Below are 19751 nucleotides of genomic sequence, written 5' to 3'. Positions count from 1 at the left end.
TACGGGAATTTATGAAAGTTAACACCCTTCACGGCAGATAAGTTTCGCTTATGAAATGCACTATTTTGGCGCATAAAAATCCCCTCAGCAGAGGGGAATATTCATCTGTTTTGTCGCGCTTAATGCCAACAGAAATGATGCACAACCTGGGTAATAAGCTCGCGCGTTGGCTTAATAAAGCGCGTCTCCAGGTATTCATCCGGTTGGTGCGCCTGGTTGATTGAGCCAGGGCCCAGTACCAGCGTCGGGCAGAGAGTTTGAATAAACGGCGCTTCGGTGCAGTAGTTCACCACCTCCGTTTCAACGCCGAGCAGTTTTTCCACCACTTCAACCAGCTGATGATCGGGCGGGCATTCGTAACCGGGGATCGGCGGGTGGAGTTCAAAGACATTCAGGCGCCCCGGCCAGCGGGAACTGACCGGCTCCAGCGCTTCATTCAGCAGGCCGTTGAGATCGTCAAGCGTCATCCCCGGCAACGGGCGAATATCCATATGTAATTCACAGCAGGCGCAGATACGGTTTGCCGCATCACCACCATGAATATGACCCAGGTTAAGCGTCGGATAGGGAACGGTGAACGCTTCGTAGTGATAACGCTCTTTCAGGTTGTCGCGCAGGGTCAGGATATGGCCGATAGCATCGTGCATCAGCTCAATGGCGTTGACGCCGCGCGCCGGATCGCTGGAGTGGCCGGACTGGCCGAGAATGCGAATGGCGTTGGAGATATGGCCTTTATGGGCACGTACTGGTTGCAGTGAGGTTGGCTCACCGATAATCGCGCAATCCGGGCGCAGCTGCGTATTCTCAGAGAAGTAGCGCGCACCCGCCATGCTGGTCTCTTCATCGGCGGTGGCGAGGATGTAGAGCGGCTTGCTCAGTCTTGTCACATCGACGTCACGCAGGGCATCAAGAATAAAGGCGAAGAAGCCCTTCATGTCAGCCGTGCCGAGGCCGTAGAGCTTGTTGTCGTGCTCGGTCAGGGTGAAGGGATCGCGTGTCCAGCGCCCGTCGTCAAACGGCACGGTGTCCGTATGGCCGGTCAATAACAGCCCGCCCGCGCCGCTGCCGACGCTGGCAAGCATATTGAATTTGTTACGTGTGCCGGGCACCGGCTGCACTTCAACAGTGAACCCAAGATCGCCAAACCATCCTGCCAGCAGATTGATTAAAGACGCATTACTCTGATCGAGCGCTTCTTCCGTTGCGCTGATCGACGGCGTGGCAATCAGGGCGCGGTAGATCTCGATAAATGGCGGCAAATTCATTTTCATTGTTGACATACCTGAGTTCGTGATAGTATCAATATTCATGCAGTAAATGTGCATAAAAATACAATAATGTTGAGCGTATGGGAACCCGTAAGGCGACTTTGCTCAGCGACGCGGGAGGGAGAACGCACCCTTCCAGAGCCGAACATGACGTAAGAAGGTAGACCGCACCGATGTTGAACACATTAATTGTGGGTGCCAGCGGTTACGCCGGCGCAGAACTTGTGTCCTATGTAAATCGCCATCCTCATATGAACATAACCGCTTTGACGGTTTCTGCGCAAAGTAATGATGCAGGAAAATGTCTCTCCGATTTACATCCGCAGCTGAAGGGCATTGTCGATCTGCCGCTGCAGCCGATGGCCGATATCAAGGATTTTCTTACCGGTGTGGATGTGGTGTTTCTCGCAACCGCGCATGAAGTGAGCCACGATTTGGTACCGGATTGCCTGGCGGCCGGCTGCGTGGTGTTCGATCTCTCTGGCGCGTTCCGCGTCAACGATCCCGCGTTTTATGAAACCTTCTATGGCTTTACCCATCAGCATGCCGATCTGCTTGAAAAAGCGGTTTACGGCCTGGCGGAGTGGAACCATGACAAGATTAAAGAGGCGCAGTTGGTTGCCGTGCCGGGTTGCTACCCGACGGCGGCGCAGCTCTCCTTAAAACCGCTGATCGATGCGGGCCTGCTGGATCTCAATCAGTGGCCGGTGATCAATGCCACCAGCGGCGTTAGCGGTGCAGGGCGCAAAGCCGCGCTCTCTAACAGCTTCTGTGAAGTGAGCCTGCAGCCGTACGGCATCTTCAATCATCGCCACCATCCGGAAATCGCCACGCACCTCGGTACAGATGTGATCTTCACGCCGCACCTGGCAAGCTTCCCGCGCGGCATTCTGGAAACGATTACCTGCCGCTTAAAACCGGGCGTGACCCATGCGCAAATCGCCGCCGTGTTCAAACAGGCTTACGACGGTAAACCGCTGGTGCGTCTGTATGAAAAAGGCGTCCCGGCGCTGAAAAACGTGGTCGGCCTGCCATTCTGCGATATCGGCTTTGCCGTGCAGGGCGAGCACCTGATCGTGGTCGCGACGGAAGATAACCTGCTGAAAGGCGCGGCGGGGCAGGCGATGCAGTGTGCCAACATTCGTTTCGGCTATGCTGAAACCCAGTCTCTTATCTAATCGAACAGGCGTGATGATGAATCCATTAATTATTAAGCTCGGTGGCGTACTGCTGGATAGCGAAGAAGCGCTGGAGCGTTTGTTTACCGCCCTTGTGCAGTACCGCGAAGCCCATCAGCGCCCGCTGGTGATCGTTCACGGCGGCGGCTGCGTGGTGGATGAGTTAATGAAGCAGCTCAATCTGCCGGTGAAGAAGAAGAATGGCCTGCGGGTGACGCCTGCCGATCAGATTGACATTATTACCGGCGCGCTGGCGGGCACTGCCAACAAAACGCTGCTGGCGTGGGCGAAGAAACACCATATCGCCTCGGTTGGTCTGTTCCTCGGCGATGGCGACAGCGTCAGCGTGACTCAGTTAGATGAAGAGCTTGGTCATGTCGGTTTAGCGCAGCCGGGCTCGCCGAAGCTGATTAACACCTTACTGGAGGGCGGTTTCCTGCCGGTTGTCAGTTCCATCGGCGTGACCGATAAAGGCAAACTGATGAATGTTAACGCCGATCAGGCAGCAACGGCGCTGGCATCGACCCTTGGCGCGGATCTGATTCTGCTCTCCGACGTGAGCGGCATCCTTGATGGTAAAGGCCAGCGCATTGCCGAGATGACTGCGGCTAAAGCGGAGCAGCTGATTGCGCAGGGCATTATTACCGATGGCATGATCGTGAAAGTAAATGCGGCGCTGGATGCAGCGCGCACGCTGGGTCGTCCGGTAGATATCGCCTCCTGGCGTCACGCCGAGCAACTGCCGGCGCTGTTTAACGGCACGCCAATCGGCACGCGTATTCTGGCTTAATCACAGACACACTTATGCAGGCCGGATAAGCGCAGCGCCATCCGGCAAAATGAATAATAAAGAGGGAAGCATATTATGGCACTTTGGGGCGGGCGTTTTACTCAGGCAGCGGATCAACGGTTCAAACAGTTCAATGACTCTTTGCGCTTTGACTACCGCCTGGCGGAGCAGGATATCGTTGGCTCTGTGGCCTGGTCCAAAGCGTTAGTCACCGTTGGCGTGATGACCGACGCCGAGCAGCAGCAGTTGGAAGGGGCGCTCAACACCCTGCTGGAAGAGGTGCGCGCCAACCCGGAACAGATCCTGCAGAGCGACGCGGAAGATATTCATAGCTGGGTGGAAGGCAAGCTGATCGACAAAGTGGGTCAGCTTGGCAAGAAATTGCACACCGGGCGCAGCCGTAACGACCAGGTCGCCACCGATCTGAAACTGTGGTGCAAAGAGATGATCAGCGAACTGCTGCTGGCGAACCGCCAGTTGCAGAGCGCGCTGGTGGTCACCGCCGAGAACAATCAGGACGCCGTTATGCCGGGCTATACGCACCTGCAGCGCGCCCAGCCGGTCACCTTTGCGCACTGGTCTCTGGCCTACGTTGAGATGCTGGCCCGCGATGAGAGCCGTTTGCAGGATGCCCTGAAGCGTCTGGATGTCAGCCCGCTGGGTTGTGGCGCGCTGGCGGGCACCGCCTATGAGATCGATCGTGAACAGCTGGCGGGCTGGTTAGGTTTTGCATCGGCCACCCGTAACAGCCTGGACAGTGTCTCCGATCGCGATCACGTGCTTGAACTGCTCTCCAATGCGTCGATTGGCATGGTGCACCTGTCGCGTTTTGCCGAAGACCTGATCTTCTTCAACTCCGGCGAAGCGGGTTTTGTTGAGCTCTCCGATCGCGTTACTTCCGGCTCATCTCTGATGCCGCAGAAGAAAAACCCGGATGCGCTGGAGCTGATCCGCGGCAAATGCGGCCGTGTTCAGGGCGCGCTGACCGGCATGATGATGACGCTGAAAGGGCTGCCGTTGGCCTACAACAAAGATATGCAGGAAGATAAAGAGGGGCTGTTCGACGCGCTCGACACCTGGCTTGACTGCCTGCATATGGCGACGCTGGTGCTGGACGGTATTCAGGTGAAACGTCCACGTTGCCAGGAGGCGGCGCAGCAGGGTTACGCGAATGCAACCGAGTTAGCTGACTACCTGGTCGCCAAAGGCGTGCCGTTCCGTGAAGCACACCACATTGTGGGTGAGGCGGTCGTGGAAGCGATTCGCCAGGGCAAACCGCTGGAGGAGCTGCCGCTTAGCGACCTGCAACAGTTCAGTGCGGTGATTGGCGACGATGTGTACCCCATCCTTGCCCTACAGTCGTGCCTGGATAAACGCGCGGCGAAAGGGGGCGTTTCCCCGACGCAGGTTGCGCGGGCGATTGCTGAGGCGAAAGCGCGTCTGGTGTGAAATAAGCGTGGAAACGAAATTAGCCTGGCGTAACGCCGGGCTTTTTTATGCAAAAAAAAGCGGACACGGAGGTCCGCAAAACGTTCACGTTGGCTTTAGTTGTACAGAGAGAAACGGTAGTGAAGAGGGTGACTGGTTAGGGTAGAACACAGTCCCGCTACGTTTCCTGTAGCCAATTATTGTACAGAAGGCTTGATAGGGATAATCGTTCGTTGCTATGCTATCTATCGCCATGAACTATCGTGGCGACGGAGGATGAAGATGAATATTCGTGATCTTGAATACCTGGTGGCGTTAGCGGAGCACCGCCATTTTCGCCGTGCAGCCGACTCGTGCCACGTCAGCCAACCGACGCTGAGCGGGCAGATCCGCAAACTGGAAGATGAACTGGGCGTGATGCTGCTTGAGCGCACCAGCCGTAAAGTCCTCTTTACCCAGGCCGGATTGCTGCTGGTGGACCAGGCGCGCACGGTACTGCGCGAGGTCAAGGTGCTGAAAGAGATGGCAAGCCAGCAGGGTGAAACCATGTCCGGCCCGCTGCACATTGGGCTGATCCCGACCGTGGGCCCCTATTTGCTGCCGCATATTATTCCGCTGCTGCATCAAACCTTCCCGAAACTAGAGATGTATCTGCACGAGGCGCAGACGCAGCAACTGCTGGCGCAGCTTGATAGCGGTAAGCTCGACTGCGCGATCCTTGCGCTGGTGAAAGAGAGCGAAGCGTTTATTGAAGTGCCGCTGTTTGACGAGCCGATGATGTTGGCCATTTACGAAGATCACGCCTGGGCGAATCGCGACTGCGTGCCGATGGCCGATCTGGCGGGTGAAAAGCTGCTGATGCTGGAAGATGGGCACTGCTTACGCGATCAGGCGATGGGCTTCTGCTTTGAAGCGGGCGCGGATGAGGATACCCATTTCCGTGCAACCAGCCTGGAGACGCTACGTAACATGGTCGCAGCCGGGAGCGGCATCACGCTGCTGCCAGCGCTTGCTGTACCGCGCGAGCGTAAACGTGATGGCGTGGTCTACTTACCGTGCATTAAGCCGGAGCCGAAGCGTACCGTTGGGCTGGTTTATCGACCGGGCTCGCCGCTGCGCAGCCGCTATGAGCAACTGGCAGAGGCCATCCGCGGCGCGATGGATGGCCATTTCGACAAAGGCTTAAAACAGGCGGTTTAGGCCGTTCAGTGCGGCTACCCGATAGGCTTCCGCCATAGTTGGGTAGTTGAAGGTGGTGTTAACGAAGTACTCAATGGTGTTACCGCCACCTTTCTGCTCCATAATCGCCTGGCCGATATGAATAATCTCGGCCGCGCGCTCGCCAAAGCAGTGGATCCCCAAAATCTCTTTCGTTTCGCGGTGGAACAGAATTTTTAGCGTGCCGATGTTCATGCCGACAATTTGCGCCCGCGCGAGGTGTTTAAACTGCGCGCGACCCACTTCATAAGGCACTTTCATGGCGGTGAGCTGCTGTTCGGTTTTCCCGACGGAGCTGATCTCCGGAATGGTGTAGATCCCGGTTGGGATATCCTCAATCAGATGCGCACTGGCTTCACCTTTGATCATTGCCTGTGCAGCGATTCGCCCCTGGTCGTAAGCCGCTGATGCCAGGCTCGGATAACCAATCACATCGCCCACGGCATAGATATGTGGCAGCGCGGTCTGATACATGCTGTTGACCTTCAACTGACCACGGCTATCCGCTTCCAGCCCGATATTGGCAAGCTGAAGGCTGTCGGTGTTACCGGTGCGTCCGTTTGCGTAGAGCAGGCAATCCGCTTTCAACTTCTTACCCGATTTCAGATGCATGATGACGCCATCATCCAATGGCTCGATGCGCTCATACTCTTCGTTGTGGCGAATCACCACGCCGCTGTTCCAGAAGTGGTAGGAGAGGGAGTCGGACATCTCCTGATCGAGAAATGCCAGCAGACGATCGCGGGTATTAATCAGGTCGACCTTCACATTCATACCGCGGAAGATCGACGCATATTCACAGCCGATAACCCCTGCGCCGTAGATAATCACGTGGCGAGGTTCGTGGTGCATATCGAGAATCGAGTCGCTGTCGTAGACGCGCGGGTGGGCGAAGTCGACATCATCCGGGTGATAAGGGCGCGAACCGCAGGCGATGACAAACTTCTCTGCCGTCAGCGTTTCGACGGTGCCATCGTGGCACTCGAGCGCCAGCGTGTGGTCATCAATAAAGCGCGCGTTGCCTTCCAGAATGTCGCAGTGGTTACGCTCGTAAAAACCCTGACGCATACGCGTTTGCTGGTTAATCACGCTTTCGGCATGGTTCAGGATATCGGAGAAAGAGGAGCGAAGAAGGCGGGTATGGTCGCTGTAGAGCGGATTTTGGTTAAATTCGATAATACGGCTGACTGCGTGGCGGAGCGCTTTCGAGGGGATGGTGCCCCAGTGCGTACAGCCGCCGCCGACATTGTGGTAGCGCTCAATAACCGCTACCCGGGCTCCCTGTTTAACGAGGCCCATGGCTGCGCCTTCGCCGCCGGGACCGGAGCCTATCACTATTGCATCGTAATCGTAGGAATGTGGCATGGTAAGGCTTACCTGTTCTTATACATAAAAGCAACATAATACTAACATTAACCGCGGGATAACCCAATTATCACTGTGCTTTTTTCCGCTGAAAAAGAAGAATCTGCGCGTAAACAATCCGTCACAATCCAGTACAATCGGTTTGGATTTATTCTCTGGTATAGTGCCAGCGGGCCCCTGGAAGGATTCAAACATCGTGATGGGTGTAAGAGCGCAACAAAAAGAGAGAACGCGGCGGTCACTGGTTGAAGCCGCATTCAGCCAACTGAGCGCAGAGCGAAGTTTTACCAGCCTGAGTCTACGGGAAGTGGCTCGTGAAGCGGGTATCGCGCCAACGTCATTTTATCGGCATTTCCGCGACGTGGATGAACTCGGCCTGACAATGGTCGATGAGAGCGGCCTGATGCTGCGCCAGCTGATGCGCCAGGCGCGCCAGCGCATTGCCAAAGGCGGCAGCGTGATCCGCACGTCGGTCTCCACATTTATGGAATTTATTGGCAATAACCCGAACGCCTTTCGGCTACTTTTGCGTGAACGCTCTGGAACGTCTGCCGCGTTTCGTGCGGCGGTCGCGCGCGAGATCCAGCACTTCATTGCGGAACTTGCTGATTACCTGGAGCTCGAAAACCACATGCCGCGCGCCTTTACGGAAGCGCAGGCTGAAGCGATGGTCACCATCGTCTTTAACGCCGGCGCGGAAGCGCTGGACGTGAGCGCAGAGCAGCGCAAACAGCTGGAAGAGAGGCTGGTATTGCAGCTGCGTATGATTTCAAAGGGCGCATATTATTGGTATCGCCGCGAACAGGAAAAAATGGCGCAACAACCGACGAGTGAAGGATGAATGATGAAACAGTCAGGTCAAGATAAAGGTACGCTGCTGCTGGCGTTGATTGCCGGTTTGTCTGTTAACGGCACGTTTACCGCCGTGTTTAGCTCCCTCGTACCCTTCTCGCTCTTTCCAATTATCTCGCTGGTGCTGACGATCTACTGTCTGCATCAGCGCTACCAGAATCGCACCATGCCGGTGGGCTTACCGGGTCTTTCCGCCGCCTGCTTTATTCTCGGTGTGCTGCTTTACAGCGCCGTGGTGCGCGCAGAGTATCCGGATATGGGCTCCAACTTCCTGCCCGCGCTACTGGCGGTGATTCTGGTTTTCTGGATTGGCATTCGTCTGCGCAACCGTAGCCGGCAGTACGAAGCTTCTGATTCAGAGTAAGCGGTGAGCCGGAGGGGGTTTTGTCGCCTCCGGCATTGCAATCACTTGCGCGTCAGCAGGACGCCACACTCCATATGATGCGTGTAGGGGAACTGGTCAAATAGCGCCAGGCGTGAAACCGTGTGCGTCTGGCTTAAGGTTTCCAGGTTTTTGCACAATGTTTCCGGGTTGCAGGAGATATAGAGGATGTGCGGATAAGCCTGCACCATCTTCTCGGTTTCCGCATCCAGCCCGCTGCGCGGTGGATCGACGAAAATCGTTTCGCACTGGTAGCTCTGCAAATCAATACCCTGTAAGCGGTTAAAGGCGCGCACGCCGTTCATCGCCTGGGTAAACTCTTCTGCCGACATGCGGATAATCTGCACATTATCAATCTGGTTTGCCGCGATGTTGTACTGCGCCGCCGCAACCGAGGGTTTGGCAATTTCTGTGGCCAGCACGCGATCGAAATTACGCGCCAGCGCCAGCGAGAAGTTGCCGTTACCGCAGTAAAGCTCCAGCAGATCGCCTTTCGACCCACGCGTGACATCCAGCGCCCACTCCAGCATCTGAATATTCATCGCCGCATTCGGCTGGGTGAAGCTGTTCTCCACCTGGCGGTAGATCATCTCCTGGCCGCCAACCGGCAAACGTTCATCGACGAAATCCTGGTCCAGCTCGATTTTGGTTTTGGTGGCGCGGCCAATAATCTGCACATTCAGGTTCTGCGCGCGTAACGCGTCGCGCAGGCGCGTGGCCTCTTCCTGCCACTCGGCATCCAGCTTCTTATGATAGAGCAGCGTGACGATCGCCTGGTTGCTCAGTGTGCTCAGGTAATCAATCTGGAAGAGTTTATGGCGCAGCGTTTTGTTGTCGCGCACCGCGTCGATCATCACCGACATTAACTGGTTGATCAGCTCACTTGCCGCCGGAAAGCTGTCGACGCGGATTCGTGATTTGGTCTGCTGATCGAAAATGATGTGGTAGAGATCGTCCCCGTCGTGCCAGATACGAAACTCGGCGCGCATGCGGTAATGGCTGACGGGCGAGCGGAACACCTCCGGAAGCGGCGCGGAAAAGGGCGTCATCAACGATTGCAGACGTACAACTTTTTCGGCCAGCTGGGCTTCGTACTGTTCTGTCGGCAGGTGTTCTGGGGTCATGATGCTTCCTGAGAGATTATGAATAACGCGGGGATTGTAGGGATTGCTCACGGGATGTCCAGCCCGGGGCGCAATGAAATAGTCGCCTGGCAGTCTGGACATCTATATGTAACGGAATGTAGCATCCTTTTTCCGGTCCTGTGAGTTAAAAGGGAACCCAGTGCGAATCTGGGGCTGACGCGCAGCGGTAAGGATAAAGGTGAGAGGCCAGACACTGCCTGCGGGTGGGAAGTCGCCTTTCGTAGTACCTCCGAGCCCGAAGACCTGCCGGTATACGTCGCATCTGGTTGTCATCATCGCGAGCTATTGATGGAACCTGCGGCATCCTTCTTATTATGTGGATGCTTACATAATGATAAAAAAAGCTTCGCTGCTGACGGCGCTCTCCGTCACGGCGTTTTCCGGCTGGGCGCAGGATAGCGGTCAGCATCAGTTAGTGGTGACAGCAAACCGTTTTCAACAACCGCTTAAGACCGTGTTGGCGCCGACGGAAATTGTGACGCGTGAAGAGATCGATCGCTGGCAGTCGCGCTCGCTGATAGAGGTTATACGCCGTCTTCCGGGCGTCGATGTCTCGCAAAGTGGCGGTCTCGGGCAGATCTCTTCTGTCTATGTGCGGGGAACGGAATCCAAACACCTGATGCTGATGATAGACGGTGTGCCGGTGGCGCGTGGAGGGATTTCTAACGCGCCCGAACTGAACCAGATCCCGCTCTCGCTGGTGCAGCGCGTGGAGTACATCCGCGGGCCGCGCTCGACGGTGTACGGCTCTGGCGCGATTGGTGGCGTGGTAAACATCATTACCCTGGCGGGCGATGAGAAATCACAAATTAACGCTGGCATCGGTTCGAAGGGGTATCAAACCTACGACGGTACCGTACGCCAGCGTTTTGGTGACACGGTGGTGGCTGGGGCGGCTTCTTATACCGGCACGCGCGGGTTTAACGTTCAGCCTGGTTCAAGCTGGGATCATGACCAGGACCGCGACGGCTACCGGAACAAAACCTTCTGGGGCAGCGTGCAGCATACGTTTAACGACAATTTTGATGGTTTTTTCCGCGGATATGACTTCAGCAATAACGTGGACTATGACCTCGGCAGCCCGCCTTCTTCGCCAGAATACAGCGCCGATGAGCGTCAGCTCTACGCCCAGGACTGGGATACGGGGCTCAACTTCCGTCAGGGGATTTACTCTTCCCAACTGCTGGCGAACTATCAAAAAAGCAAAGACTACAACTACAGCAGCATCTATGGTCGTTATCATACGGGCACTACACTTGATGAGACGGAGCAACGTTATATTCAGTGGGCAAATAACGTTGATATCGGTAAAGGATCAATCGGTGCGGGCGTAGACTGGAAGCAGGAGCGCCTGGTGGCGTCTAATGAGGCCAGTCGCGATGCCTACGATCGCGATAACACCGGGCTCTATCTGACGGGAATGAAGCAGTTAGGCGATGTGACGCTTGAGGCCTCCGGGCGCGAAGATAAAGATGATACCTTTGGCTGGCACGGCACCTGGCAGACGGCGGCAGGGTGGGAGTTTGTACCGGACTATCGCCTGACCCTCTCTTACGGCACGGGTTTCCTTGCGCCGTCGCTGGGTCAACAGTTTGGCGCGAAGCGGTATGGCATTGCGTCGAATCCAAACCTGAAGCCGGAAGAGTCGAAACAGTGGGAAGCGGGTATTGAAGGACTTACCGGTCCGCTGGACTGGCGTCTCTCAGCGTACCGCTATGAGATAGAGAATCTCATTGGCTACAGAAATCAGGCTTATAGCAATGTTAAGTCAGCCACTATTAAAGGTGTTGAGTGGAGCGGCGATATTGATACGGGCATTTTCTCACACCGAGTCACTCTGCAATATATTGACCCGCGTGATGATGAAACCCATGACGTATTGCAACGCAGGGCGCAGCGCCAGGCGAAGTACCAGCTTGACTGGTCTATATATGATGTCGATATGGATCTTGCCTGGGAGTATTTCAGTAAGCGCTACGATGATACAACGGGCGAGAGACGTATTCTGCCAAGTTATAGCACTGTCGATTTTTCTGCCTCATATCCTGTAACCTCTCACCTGACAGTTCGTGGTAAAATCGCCAACCTGTTCGATAAAGAGTACGAGACAGCATATGGTTACCAAACTGCAGGACGGGAATACACCTTGTCTGGCAGCTACACCTTCTGACGCGCGGCCCACCGTGCTGGTGTTTGACTCCGGTGTCGGTGGGCTTTCCGTTTATGATGAGATCCGGCAACTCCTGCCGGATTTGCACTATATCTACACTTTCGACAACGTCGCATTTCCCTATGGTGAGAAGAGCGAAGAGTTTATCGTTGAGCGCGTTGTCGAAATTGTTTCCGCCGTTCAGGCACGCTACCCCCTCTCTCTGGCCATTATTGCCTGTAACTCGGCAAGCACCGTTTCGCTGCCCGCGCTGCGTGAGAAGTTCACCTTCCCGGTAGTTGGAGTTGTGCCGGCGATCAAACCCGCGGCGCGGTTAACGGCAAATGGCATTGTCGGTTTGCTGGCGACGCGCGGAACGGTGAAGCGTCCTTATACGCATGAGTTGATCGCGCGCTTCGCCAATGAGTGCCGGATCGAAATGCTGGGTTCCGCTGAGCTGGTGGAGCTGGCCGAGGGCAAACTGCACGGCGAGCCTGTGCCGCTTGAGGAGCTGCGCCGTATTCTGCGCCCGTGGCTGCGGATGAAGGAGCCACCGGATACCGTGGTGCTGGGCTGCACCCACTTCCCGCTATTACAAGAAGAGCTATTGCAGGTGCTGCCGGAAGGGACGCGGCTGATTGATTCTGGCTCGGCTATTGCGCGGCGTACCGCCTGGCTGCTGGAGCATGAAGCGCCGGAGGCTAAATCTTCTGACAGTAATATTGCCTACTGCATGGCATTGACGCCGGAAACAGTACAATTATTACCCGTTTTGCAGCGCTATGGCTTCGAAAGGCTCGAAAAACTGGCGGTTTAACGCTGTTTTGCGCAAAAAAGAGACGGTTGAAAAGTTTTTTGAAATTAGGGGTTGTCAGCAGGAATTAACTCCCTATAATGCGCCTCCACTGACACGGCACAACGGCAAACACACCGGCCTGTCAGGTGAAGAAATCTGAAAATAATCAGTTGACTTCACAGCGGGAAAGCGTAATATGCACACCCCGCGCCGCAGCGAAAAGCGAAGCGGCACTGCTCTTTAACAATTTATCAGACAATCTGTGTGGGCACTCAGGTGACATGGATTCTTAATGTCTTCGGACACTAAATGAATACCAAGTCTCACGGGTGAACACGTAATTCATTACGGTTTAATTCGATGAGCATCAAACTTTAAATTGAAGAGTTTGATCATGGCTCAGATTGAACGCTGGCGGCAGGCCTAACACATGCAAGTCGAACGGTAACAGGAAGCAGCTTGCTGCTTTGCTGACGAGTGGCGGACGGGTGAGTAATGTCTGGGAAACTGCCTGATGGAGGGGGATAACTACTGGAAACGGTAGCTAATACCGCATAACGTCGCAAGACCAAAGAGGGGGACCTTCGGGCCTCTTGCCATCAGATGTGCCCAGATGGGATTAGCTAGTAGGTGGGGTAACGGCTCACCTAGGCGACGATCCCTAGCTGGTCTGAGAGGATGACCAGCCACACTGGAACTGAGACACGGTCCAGACTCCTACGGGAGGCAGCAGTGGGGAATATTGCACAATGGGCGCAAGCCTGATGCAGCCATGCCGCGTGTATGAAGAAGGCCTTCGGGTTGTAAAGTACTTTCAGCGGGGAGGAAGGCGATGCGGTTAATAACCGCGTCGATTGACGTTACCCGCAGAAGAAGCACCGGCTAACTCCGTGCCAGCAGCCGCGGTAATACGGAGGGTGCAAGCGTTAATCGGAATTACTGGGCGTAAAGCGCACGCAGGCGGTCTGTCAAGTCGGATGTGAAATCCCCGGGCTCAACCTGGGAACTGCATCCGAAACTGGCAGGCTTGAGTCTCGTAGAGGGGGGTAGAATTCCAGGTGTAGCGGTGAAATGCGTAGAGATCTGGAGGAATACCGGTGGCGAAGGCGGCCCCCTGGACGAAGACTGACGCTCAGGTGCGAAAGCGTGGGGAGCAAACAGGATTAGATACCCTGGTAGTCCACGCCGTAAACGATGTCGACTTGGAGGTTGTGCCCTTGAGGCGTGGCTTCCGGAGCTAACGCGTTAAGTCGACCGCCTGGGGAGTACGGCCGCAAGGTTAAAACTCAAATGAATTGACGGGGGCCCGCACAAGCGGTGGAGCATGTGGTTTAATTCGATGCAACGCGAAGAACCTTACCTGGTCTTGACATCCACAGAACTTTCCAGAGATGGATTGGTGCCTTCGGGAACTGTGAGACAGGTGCTGCATGGCTGTCGTCAGCTCGTGTTGTGAAATGTTGGGTTAAGTCCCGCAACGAGCGCAACCCTTATCCTTTGTTGCCAGCGGTTAGGCCGGGAACTCAAAGGAGACTGCCAGTGATAAACTGGAGGAAGGTGGGGATGACGTCAAGTCATCATGGCCCTTACGACCAGGGCTACACACGTGCTACAATGGCGCATACAAAGAGAAGCGACCTCGCGAGAGCAAGCGGACCTCATAAAGTGCGTCGTAGTCCGGATTGGAGTCTGCAACTCGACTCCATGAAGTCGGAATCGCTAGTAATCGTGAATCAGAATGTCACGGTGAATACGTTCCCGGGCCTTGTACACACCGCCCGTCACACCATGGGAGTGGGTTGCAAAAGAAGTAGGTAGCTTAACCTTCGGGAGGGCGCTTACCACTTTGTGATTCATGACTGGGGTGAAGTCGTAACAAGGTAACCGTAGGGGAACCTGCGGTTGGATCACCTCCTTACCTTAAAGAACCTTTCCCTGTAGTGTCCACACAGATTGTCTGATGAAAAATAACGAGCAGTGAAAATCTCTGCAGGCTTGTAGCTCAGGTGGTTAGAGCGCACCCCTGATAAGGGTGAGGTCGGTGGTTCAAGTCCACTCAGGCCTACCAAATTTTCCCTGAATACAGCGTTGTGAAACGACTCGCATACTTCAGTATGCTTCGACCTTTCACGCCTTGTCTCAGGAAAAATTACGGGTAACAGAGTTTAACTACGATGGGGCTATAGCTCAGCTGGGAGAGCGCCTGCTTTGCACGCAGGAGGTCTGCGGTTCGATCCCGCATAGCTCCACCATCCTCACTGTTCGGTACAAGAAAACTTCAGAGTACACATTCTGTGTGTGCTGCGAAGTTTTGCTCTTTAAAAATCTGGATCAAGCTGAAAATTGAAACACTGAACAATGCGAATTGTTCTGTGAGTCTCTCAAATTTTCGCAACTTAAGGTGTTCTCGAAACATCTTCGGGTTGTGAGGTTAAGCGACTAAGCGTACACGGTGGATGCCCTGGCAGTCAGAGGCGATGAAGGACGTGCTAATCTGCGAAAAGCGCCGGTAAGGTGATATGAACCGTTACAGCCGGCGATGTCCGAATGGGGAAACCCAGTGCAATCCGTTGCACTATCGTTAACTGAATACATAGGTTAACGAGGCGAACCGGGGGAACTGAAACATCTAAGTACCCCGAGGAAAAGAAATCAACCGAGATTCCCCCAGTAGCGGCGAGCGAACGGGGAACAGCCCAGAGCCTGAATCAGCCTGAGTGTTAGTGGAAGCGTCTGGAAAGTCGCGCGATACAGGGTGACAGCCCCGTACACAAAAGCACTCTGGCTGTGAGCTCGATGAGTAGGGCGGGACACGTGGTATCCTGTCTGAATATGGGGGGACCATCCTCCAAGGCTAAATACTCCTGACTGACCGATAGTGAACCAGTACCGTGAGGGAAAGGCGAAAAGAACCCCGGCGAGGGGAGTGAAAAAGAACCTGAAACCGTGTACGTACAAGCAGTGGGAGCCTCTTTATGGGGTGACTGCGTACCTTTTGTATAATGGGTCAGCGACTTATATTCTGTAGCAAGGTTAACCGTATAGGGGAGCCGAAGGGAAACCGAGTCTTAACTGGGCGTTAAGTTGCAGGGTATAGACCCGAAACCCGGTGATCTAGCCATGGGCAGGTTGAAGGTTGGGTAACACTAACTGGAGGACCGAACCGACTAATGTTGAAAAATTAGCGGATGACCTGTGGCTGGGGGTGAAAGGCCAATCAAACCGGGAGATAGCTGGTTCTCCCCGAAAGCTATTTAGGTAGCGCCTCGTGAATTCATCTCCGGGGGTAGAGCACTGTTTCGGCTAGGGGGCCATCCCGGCTTACCAACCCGATGCAAACTACGAATACCGGAGAATGTTATCACGGGAGACACACGGCGGGTGCTAACGTCCGTCGTGAAGAGGGAAACAACCCAGACCGCCAGCTAAGGTCCCAAAGTCATGGTTAAGTGGGAAACGATGTGGGAAGGCCCAGACAGCCAGGATGTTGGCTTAGAAGCAGCCATCATTTAAAGAAAGCGTAATAGCTCACTGGTCGAGTCGGCCTGCGCGGAAGATGTAACGGGGCTAAACCATGCACCGAAGCTGCGGCAGCGACACTATGTGTTGTTGGGTAGGGGAGCGTTCTGTAAGCCTGCGAAGGTGTGCTGTGAGGCATGCTGGAGGTATCAGAAGTGCGAATGCTGACATAAGTAACGATAAAGCGGGTGAAAAGCCCGCTCGCCGGAAGACCAAGGGTTCCTGTCCAACGTTAATCGGGGCAGGGTGAGTCGACCCCTAAGGCGAGGCCGAAAGGCGTAGTCGATGGGAAACAGGTTAATATTCCTGTACTTGGTGTTACTGCGAAGGGGGGACGGAGAAGGCTATGTCGGCCGGGCGACGGTTGTCCCGGTTTAAGCGTGTAGGTGTGTGTTCCAGGTAAATCCGGTTCACTCTAACACTGAGGCGTGATGACGAGGCACTACGGTGCTGAAGTGACAAATGCCCTGCTTCCAGGAAAAGCCTCTAAGCATCAGGTAACACGAAATCGTACCCCAAACCGACACAGGTGGTCAGGTAGAGAATACCAAGGCGCTTGAGAGAACTCGGGTGAAGGAACTAGGCAAAATGGTGCCGTAACTTCGGGAGAAGGCACGCTGGTGCGTAGGTGAAGTGACTTGCTCACGGAGCTGAAACCAGTCGAAGATACCAGCTGGCTGCAACTGTTTATTAAAAACACAGCACTGTGCAAACACGAAAGTGGACGTATACGGTGTGACGCCTGCCCGGTGCCGGAAGGTTAATTGATGGGGTCAACCGCAAGGTGAAGCTCTTGATCGAAGCCCCGGTAAACGGCGGCCGTAACTATAACGGTCCTAAGGTAGCGAAATTCCTTGTCGGGTAAGTTCCGACCTGCACGAATGGCGTAATGATGGCCAGGCTGTCTCCACCCGAGACTCAGTGAAATTGAACTCGCTGTGAAGATGCAGTGTACCCGCGGCAAGACGGAAAGACCCCGTGAACCTTTACTATAGCTTGACACTGAACATTGAGCCTTGATGTGTAGGATAGGTGGGAGGCTTTGAAGCGTGGACGCCAGTCTGCGTGGAGCCAACCTTGAAATACCACCCTTTAATGTTTGATGTTCTAACGTGGACCCGTGATCCGGGTTGCGGACAGTGTCTGGTGGGTAGTTTGACTGGGGCGGTCTCCTCCTAAAGCGTAACGGAGGAGCACGAAGGTCAGCTAATCCTGGTCGGACATCAGGAGGTTAGTGCAATGGCATAAGCTGGCTTGACTGCGAGCGTGACGGCGCGAGCAGGTGCGAAAGCAGGTCATAGTGATCCGGTGGTTCTGAATGGAAGGGCCATCGCTCAACGGATAAAAGGTACTCCGGGGATAACAGGCTGATACCGCCCAAGAGTTCATATCGACGGCGGTGTTTGGCACCTCGATGTCGGCTCATCACATCCTGGGGCTGAAGTAGGTCCCAAGGGTATGGCTGTTCGCCATTTAAAGTGGTACGCGAGCTGGGTTTAGAACGTCGTGAGACAGTTCGGTCCCTATCTGCCGTGGGCGCTGGAGAATTGAGGGGGGCTGCTCCTAGTACGAGAGGACCGGAGTGGACGCATCACTGGTGTTCGGGTTGTCATGCCAATGGCACTGCCCGGTAGCTAAATGCGGAAGAGATAAGTGCTGAAAGCATCTAAGCACGAAACTTGCCCCGAGATGAGTTCTCCCTGAGACTTTAAGTCTCCTGAAGGAACGTTGAAGACGACGACGTTGATAGGCCGGGTGTGTAAGCGCAGCGATGCGTTGAGCTAACCGGTACTAATGAACCGTGAGGCTTAACCTTACAACGCCGAAGATGTTTTGGCGTGAGAGACAGATTTTCAGCTGATACCAGATTAGTTGTGCGGCGACATGCGGCATGACAACAGAATTTGCCTGGCGGCAACAGCGCGGTGGTCCCACCTGACCCCATGCCGAACTCAGAAGTGAAACGCCGTAGCGCCGATGGTAGTGTGGGGTCTCCCCATGCGAGAGTAGGGAACTGCCAGGCATCAAATTAAGCAGTAAACCGGAGCAACAAACCGGTGGTTGTAGAAAAAATCGGTGGAGCGGTAGTTCAGTCGGTTAGAATACCTGCCTGTCACGCAGGGGGTCGCGGGTTCGAGTCCCGTCCGTTCCGCCACCCTAATTAGGGGCGTAGTTCAATTGGTAGAGCACCGGTCTCCAAAACCGGGTGTTGGGGGTTCGAGTCCCTCCGCCCCTGCCAGAAATAATCCTTAGCATCCGCTAAGGATTTTTTTTTGCCTTTTTTCAGGCGATTTCCTTTCAATGCTACTCTTCATGCAATGTTTCAAAGGATCTGAAGAGCCTCCTTGCCCTTCAGAACGCCCTATTCGATAACGTTAACCTTCAAAAGATCCTTTATCTGGCTCTGTTTATCACTGTTTTGCAGCCAAATCGCATATAGCGGACGAGATAGAGTCTCTGCGTCGGTCACAGGGTATAAACCCTCTTTCGGCTCAGCCCATGAGACGGGTAACCAGGTACAACCATTCAGTTTTGGTAATTGCTGATGTGCAACTTCCGCTGAACTGGTTGTTAAAGTCGGCACGTCATCACTGGCAATCAATTCTGATTCATGTTGCTGAAAATCTGGGCCCCACTCCAGCCGCAAGTAATTGAGATCGCTTTTCTTTTTCTCTGGCGCGGAGCTATAGAGAGCAAGTGTAAAATGACCTAACAATTGACTACTGAACTCATCCATCTTTGGCGTCTCAGTAGTTATAAGCAGATCGAGTTGCCTCTCATGAAGTTGTTTTACCAGAGATTGCCGTTGCGCAATACGCGCTTCAAACTGAAGGTTTTCTTGCAAATGGTAAAGCCGGGAGAGCCAATCACTCAGCATACACTCCCAAAGCGATGCGCTGGCACCAATTGAAAACTGATGGTGCCGCGAGGTATGCGCCACCTCTTTGCGTGCAGCTTGCCAGGTGCTCATAAGCGTTTCTGCATAGGGTAGTAACTTCTCACCGGCTGCGGTCAGGCGGATATTATTACGATGACGGGTGAAGAGATTCACCCCCAGCTGGTTTTCCAGTTGGCGAATACGAAAGCTCACCGCGGATTGCGTCAAATAGAGTGCTTCCGCTGCGCGCCCGAAGTGACGAGTCCTGCTCACTTCAAGGAAAGTCTTTAACAATTCCGTATCCACTGTATTCTCCGCAAAATTTTTTGTCGTAATGATTTAAATGTTTTGTTTTACACTCTGTCAAGCGTAACTAATACTCCGCGCCATAAATAGCTCGGCCAAAGAATTAGGAGCGTGCAGGATGGCGGAAAGCTTTACGACGACTAATCGTTTTTTCGACAATAAAAATTATCCTCGCGGGTTCTCCCGCCACGGTGATTTCACCATCAAAGAGGCGCAACTGCTTGAACGTCATGGTTATGCTTTTAACGAGCTGGAACTCGGCAAGCGTGAACCGGTGACAGAAGAAGAGAACCAGTTTGTTGCCGTTTGCCGTGGTGAGCGTGAACCCAACACGGAAGCTGAACGTGTATGGCTCAAGTATATGGCACGTATTAAACGTCCGAAGCGTTTTCATACCCTCTCAGGTGGAAAACCACAGGTGGAAGGCGCGGAAGATTACACTGAATCCGAGGATTAAGAAAAAAGGGGCTGTTGCCC

At 54.4% G+C, this 19751-nt stretch carries 13 protein-coding genes, 4 tRNA genes, 3 rRNA genes and 1 riboswitch; of the genes, 16 read left to right on the top strand and 4 right to left on the bottom strand.

Going from position 1 to position 19751, the window contains the following annotated elements; all coding sequences use genetic code 11:
* Window positions 1–119: 119 nt before the first annotated feature.
* Complete coding sequence (gene argE / locus HF650_RS23635) at window positions 120–1271, bottom strand: acetylornithine deacetylase (protein ID WP_187800595.1); 1152 nt, start codon at window positions 1269–1271, stop codon at window positions 120–122.
* A gap of 170 nt (window positions 1272–1441) precedes the next feature.
* Here argE and argC point away from each other — a divergent pair, with 170 nt between their 5' ends.
* From argC to oxyR, 4 genes are all read left to right on the top strand, one after another.
* On the top strand, window positions 1442–2446 hold the full coding sequence (argC, locus tag HF650_RS23630; RefSeq protein WP_187800594.1) for an N-acetyl-gamma-glutamyl-phosphate reductase: 1005 nt from the start codon (window positions 1442–1444) through the stop codon (window positions 2444–2446).
* A 13-nt stretch (window positions 2447–2459) separates the two neighbouring features.
* Window positions 2460–3236: an acetylglutamate kinase gene (argB, locus tag HF650_RS23625; protein WP_187800593.1), complete on the top strand. Its 777-nt coding sequence runs from the start codon at window positions 2460–2462 to the stop codon at window positions 3234–3236.
* A gap of 75 nt (window positions 3237–3311) precedes the next feature.
* A complete protein-coding gene (gene argH / locus HF650_RS23620; protein ID WP_187800592.1) occupies window positions 3312–4685 on the top strand; it encodes an argininosuccinate lyase in 1374 nt (457 codons plus the stop codon).
* A 261-nt stretch (window positions 4686–4946) separates the two neighbouring features.
* Window positions 4947–5864 carry a DNA-binding transcriptional regulator OxyR gene (gene oxyR / locus HF650_RS23615; RefSeq protein ID WP_187800591.1) on the top strand — a complete coding sequence of 306 codons (918 nt, stop codon included), beginning with the start codon at window positions 4947–4949 and terminating at the stop codon, window positions 5862–5864.
* Here the strand turns inward: oxyR and sthA are convergent.
* Window positions 5847–7247 (bottom strand): Si-specific NAD(P)(+) transhydrogenase, encoded by a 1401-nt coding sequence (gene sthA / locus HF650_RS23610; RefSeq protein WP_187800590.1) that lies wholly within the window; start codon window positions 7245–7247, stop codon window positions 5847–5849. The genes oxyR and sthA overlap by 18 nt on opposite strands.
* Window positions 7248–7443: 196 nt before the next feature.
* Here sthA and fabR point away from each other — a divergent pair, with 196 nt between their 5' ends.
* Together fabR and HF650_RS23600 are read left to right on the top strand one after the other, a co-directional pair.
* Window positions 7444–8088: an HTH-type transcriptional repressor FabR gene (gene fabR, locus HF650_RS23605; protein ID WP_034812619.1), complete on the top strand. Its 645-nt coding sequence runs from the start codon at window positions 7444–7446 to the stop codon at window positions 8086–8088.
* A 3-nt stretch (window positions 8089–8091) separates the two neighbouring features.
* Complete coding sequence (locus tag HF650_RS23600) at window positions 8092–8463, top strand: YijD family membrane protein (RefSeq protein WP_187802801.1); 372 nt, start codon at window positions 8092–8094, stop codon at window positions 8461–8463.
* A gap of 41 nt (window positions 8464–8504) precedes the next feature.
* Here HF650_RS23600 and trmA read toward each other — a convergent pair whose 3' ends face one another.
* Window positions 8505–9605 (bottom strand): tRNA (uridine(54)-C5)-methyltransferase TrmA, encoded by a 1101-nt coding sequence (trmA, locus tag HF650_RS23595; RefSeq protein ID WP_187800589.1) that lies wholly within the window; start codon window positions 9603–9605, stop codon window positions 8505–8507.
* A 116-nt stretch (window positions 9606–9721) separates the two neighbouring features.
* A riboswitch (cobalamin riboswitch) is annotated at window positions 9722–9892 on the top strand.
* Window positions 9893–9957: 65 nt separating this feature from the next.
* On the opposite strand from trmA, the gene btuB reads away from it, so the two are divergent.
* The 9 genes from btuB (at window position 9958) to HF650_RS23550 (ending at window position 18329) form a co-directional block, all read left to right on the top strand.
* On the top strand, window positions 9958–11796 hold the full coding sequence (gene btuB, locus HF650_RS23590) for a TonB-dependent vitamin B12 receptor BtuB (protein ID WP_187800588.1): 1839 nt from the start codon (window positions 9958–9960) through the stop codon (window positions 11794–11796).
* The gene (murI, locus tag HF650_RS23585; RefSeq protein ID WP_187800587.1) at window positions 11741–12592 is read left to right on the top strand and encodes a glutamate racemase; all 852 of its coding nucleotides are present in this window, start codon (window positions 11741–11743) and stop codon (window positions 12590–12592) included. Before btuB ends, murI begins: the two co-directional genes overlap by 56 nt.
* 355 nt (window positions 12593–12947) lie before the next feature.
* Window positions 12948–14489: ribosomal RNA gene (locus HF650_RS23580) — 16S ribosomal RNA — on the top strand.
* 73 nt (window positions 14490–14562) lie between these two features.
* Window positions 14563–14639: transfer RNA gene (locus HF650_RS23575), tRNA-Ile, on the top strand.
* A 108-nt stretch (window positions 14640–14747) separates the two neighbouring features.
* Window positions 14748–14823: transfer RNA gene (locus HF650_RS23570), tRNA-Ala, on the top strand.
* Between the two features lie 177 nt (window positions 14824–15000).
* Window positions 15001–17906: ribosomal RNA gene (locus HF650_RS23565) — 23S ribosomal RNA — on the top strand.
* A 91-nt stretch (window positions 17907–17997) separates the two neighbouring features.
* Window positions 17998–18113: ribosomal RNA gene (gene rrf, locus HF650_RS23560) — 5S ribosomal RNA — on the top strand.
* Together the 16S, 23S and 5S rRNA genes with 4 tRNA genes alongside form the textbook arrangement of a ribosomal RNA operon.
* A gap of 55 nt (window positions 18114–18168) precedes the next feature.
* Window positions 18169–18245 (top strand) — tRNA-Asp (locus HF650_RS23555).
* An 8-nt stretch (window positions 18246–18253) separates the two neighbouring features.
* Window positions 18254–18329, top strand: a tRNA-Trp gene (locus tag HF650_RS23550).
* A gap of 123 nt (window positions 18330–18452) precedes the next feature.
* Here the strand turns inward: HF650_RS23550 and hdfR are convergent.
* The gene (gene hdfR, locus HF650_RS23545) at window positions 18453–19274 is read right to left on the bottom strand and encodes an HTH-type transcriptional regulator HdfR (RefSeq protein ID WP_187800586.1); all 822 of its coding nucleotides are present in this window, start codon (window positions 19272–19274) and stop codon (window positions 18453–18455) included.
* Window positions 19275–19392: 118 nt separating this feature from the next.
* On the opposite strand from hdfR, the gene HF650_RS23540 reads away from it, so the two are divergent.
* Window positions 19393–19731 carry a DUF413 domain-containing protein gene (locus tag HF650_RS23540; protein WP_187800585.1) on the top strand — a complete coding sequence of 113 codons (339 nt, stop codon included), beginning with the start codon at window positions 19393–19395 and terminating at the stop codon, window positions 19729–19731.
* Window positions 19732–19751: the final 20 nt, after the last annotated feature.

It is taken from the genome of Kosakonia sp. SMBL-WEM22 (genome assembly GCF_014490785.1).
Taxonomy (GTDB): Bacteria; Pseudomonadota; Gammaproteobacteria; order Enterobacterales; family Enterobacteriaceae; genus Kosakonia.
This window is presented reverse-complemented; position numbering and strand designations above follow the sequence as displayed.

Coding starts and splice junctions, on each gene's coding strand:
- murI (WP_187800587.1), top strand. CDS start 11,741: ATGGTTACCAAACTGCAGGACGGGAATACACCTTGTCTGGCAGCTACA.
- HF650_RS23600 (WP_187802801.1), top strand. CDS start 8,092: ATGAAACAGTCAGGTCAAGATAAAGGTACGCTGCTGCTGGCGTTGATT.
- btuB (WP_187800588.1), top strand. CDS start 9,958: ATGATAAAAAAAGCTTCGCTGCTGACGGCGCTCTCCGTCACGGCGTTT.
- sthA (WP_187800590.1), bottom strand. CDS start 7,247: ATGCCACATTCCTACGATTACGATGCAATAGTGATAGGCTCCGGTCCC.
- argH (WP_187800592.1), top strand. CDS start 3,312: ATGGCACTTTGGGGCGGGCGTTTTACTCAGGCAGCGGATCAACGGTTC.
- argC (WP_187800594.1), top strand. CDS start 1,442: ATGTTGAACACATTAATTGTGGGTGCCAGCGGTTACGCCGGCGCAGAA.
- argE (WP_187800595.1), bottom strand. CDS start 1,271: ATGAAAATGAATTTGCCGCCATTTATCGAGATCTACCGCGCCCTGATT.
- oxyR (WP_187800591.1), top strand. CDS start 4,947: ATGAATATTCGTGATCTTGAATACCTGGTGGCGTTAGCGGAGCACCGC.
- HF650_RS23540 (WP_187800585.1), top strand. CDS start 19,393: ATGGCGGAAAGCTTTACGACGACTAATCGTTTTTTCGACAATAAAAAT.
- trmA (WP_187800589.1), bottom strand. CDS start 9,605: ATGACCCCAGAACACCTGCCGACAGAACAGTACGAAGCCCAGCTGGCC.
- argB (WP_187800593.1), top strand. CDS start 2,460: ATGATGAATCCATTAATTATTAAGCTCGGTGGCGTACTGCTGGATAGC.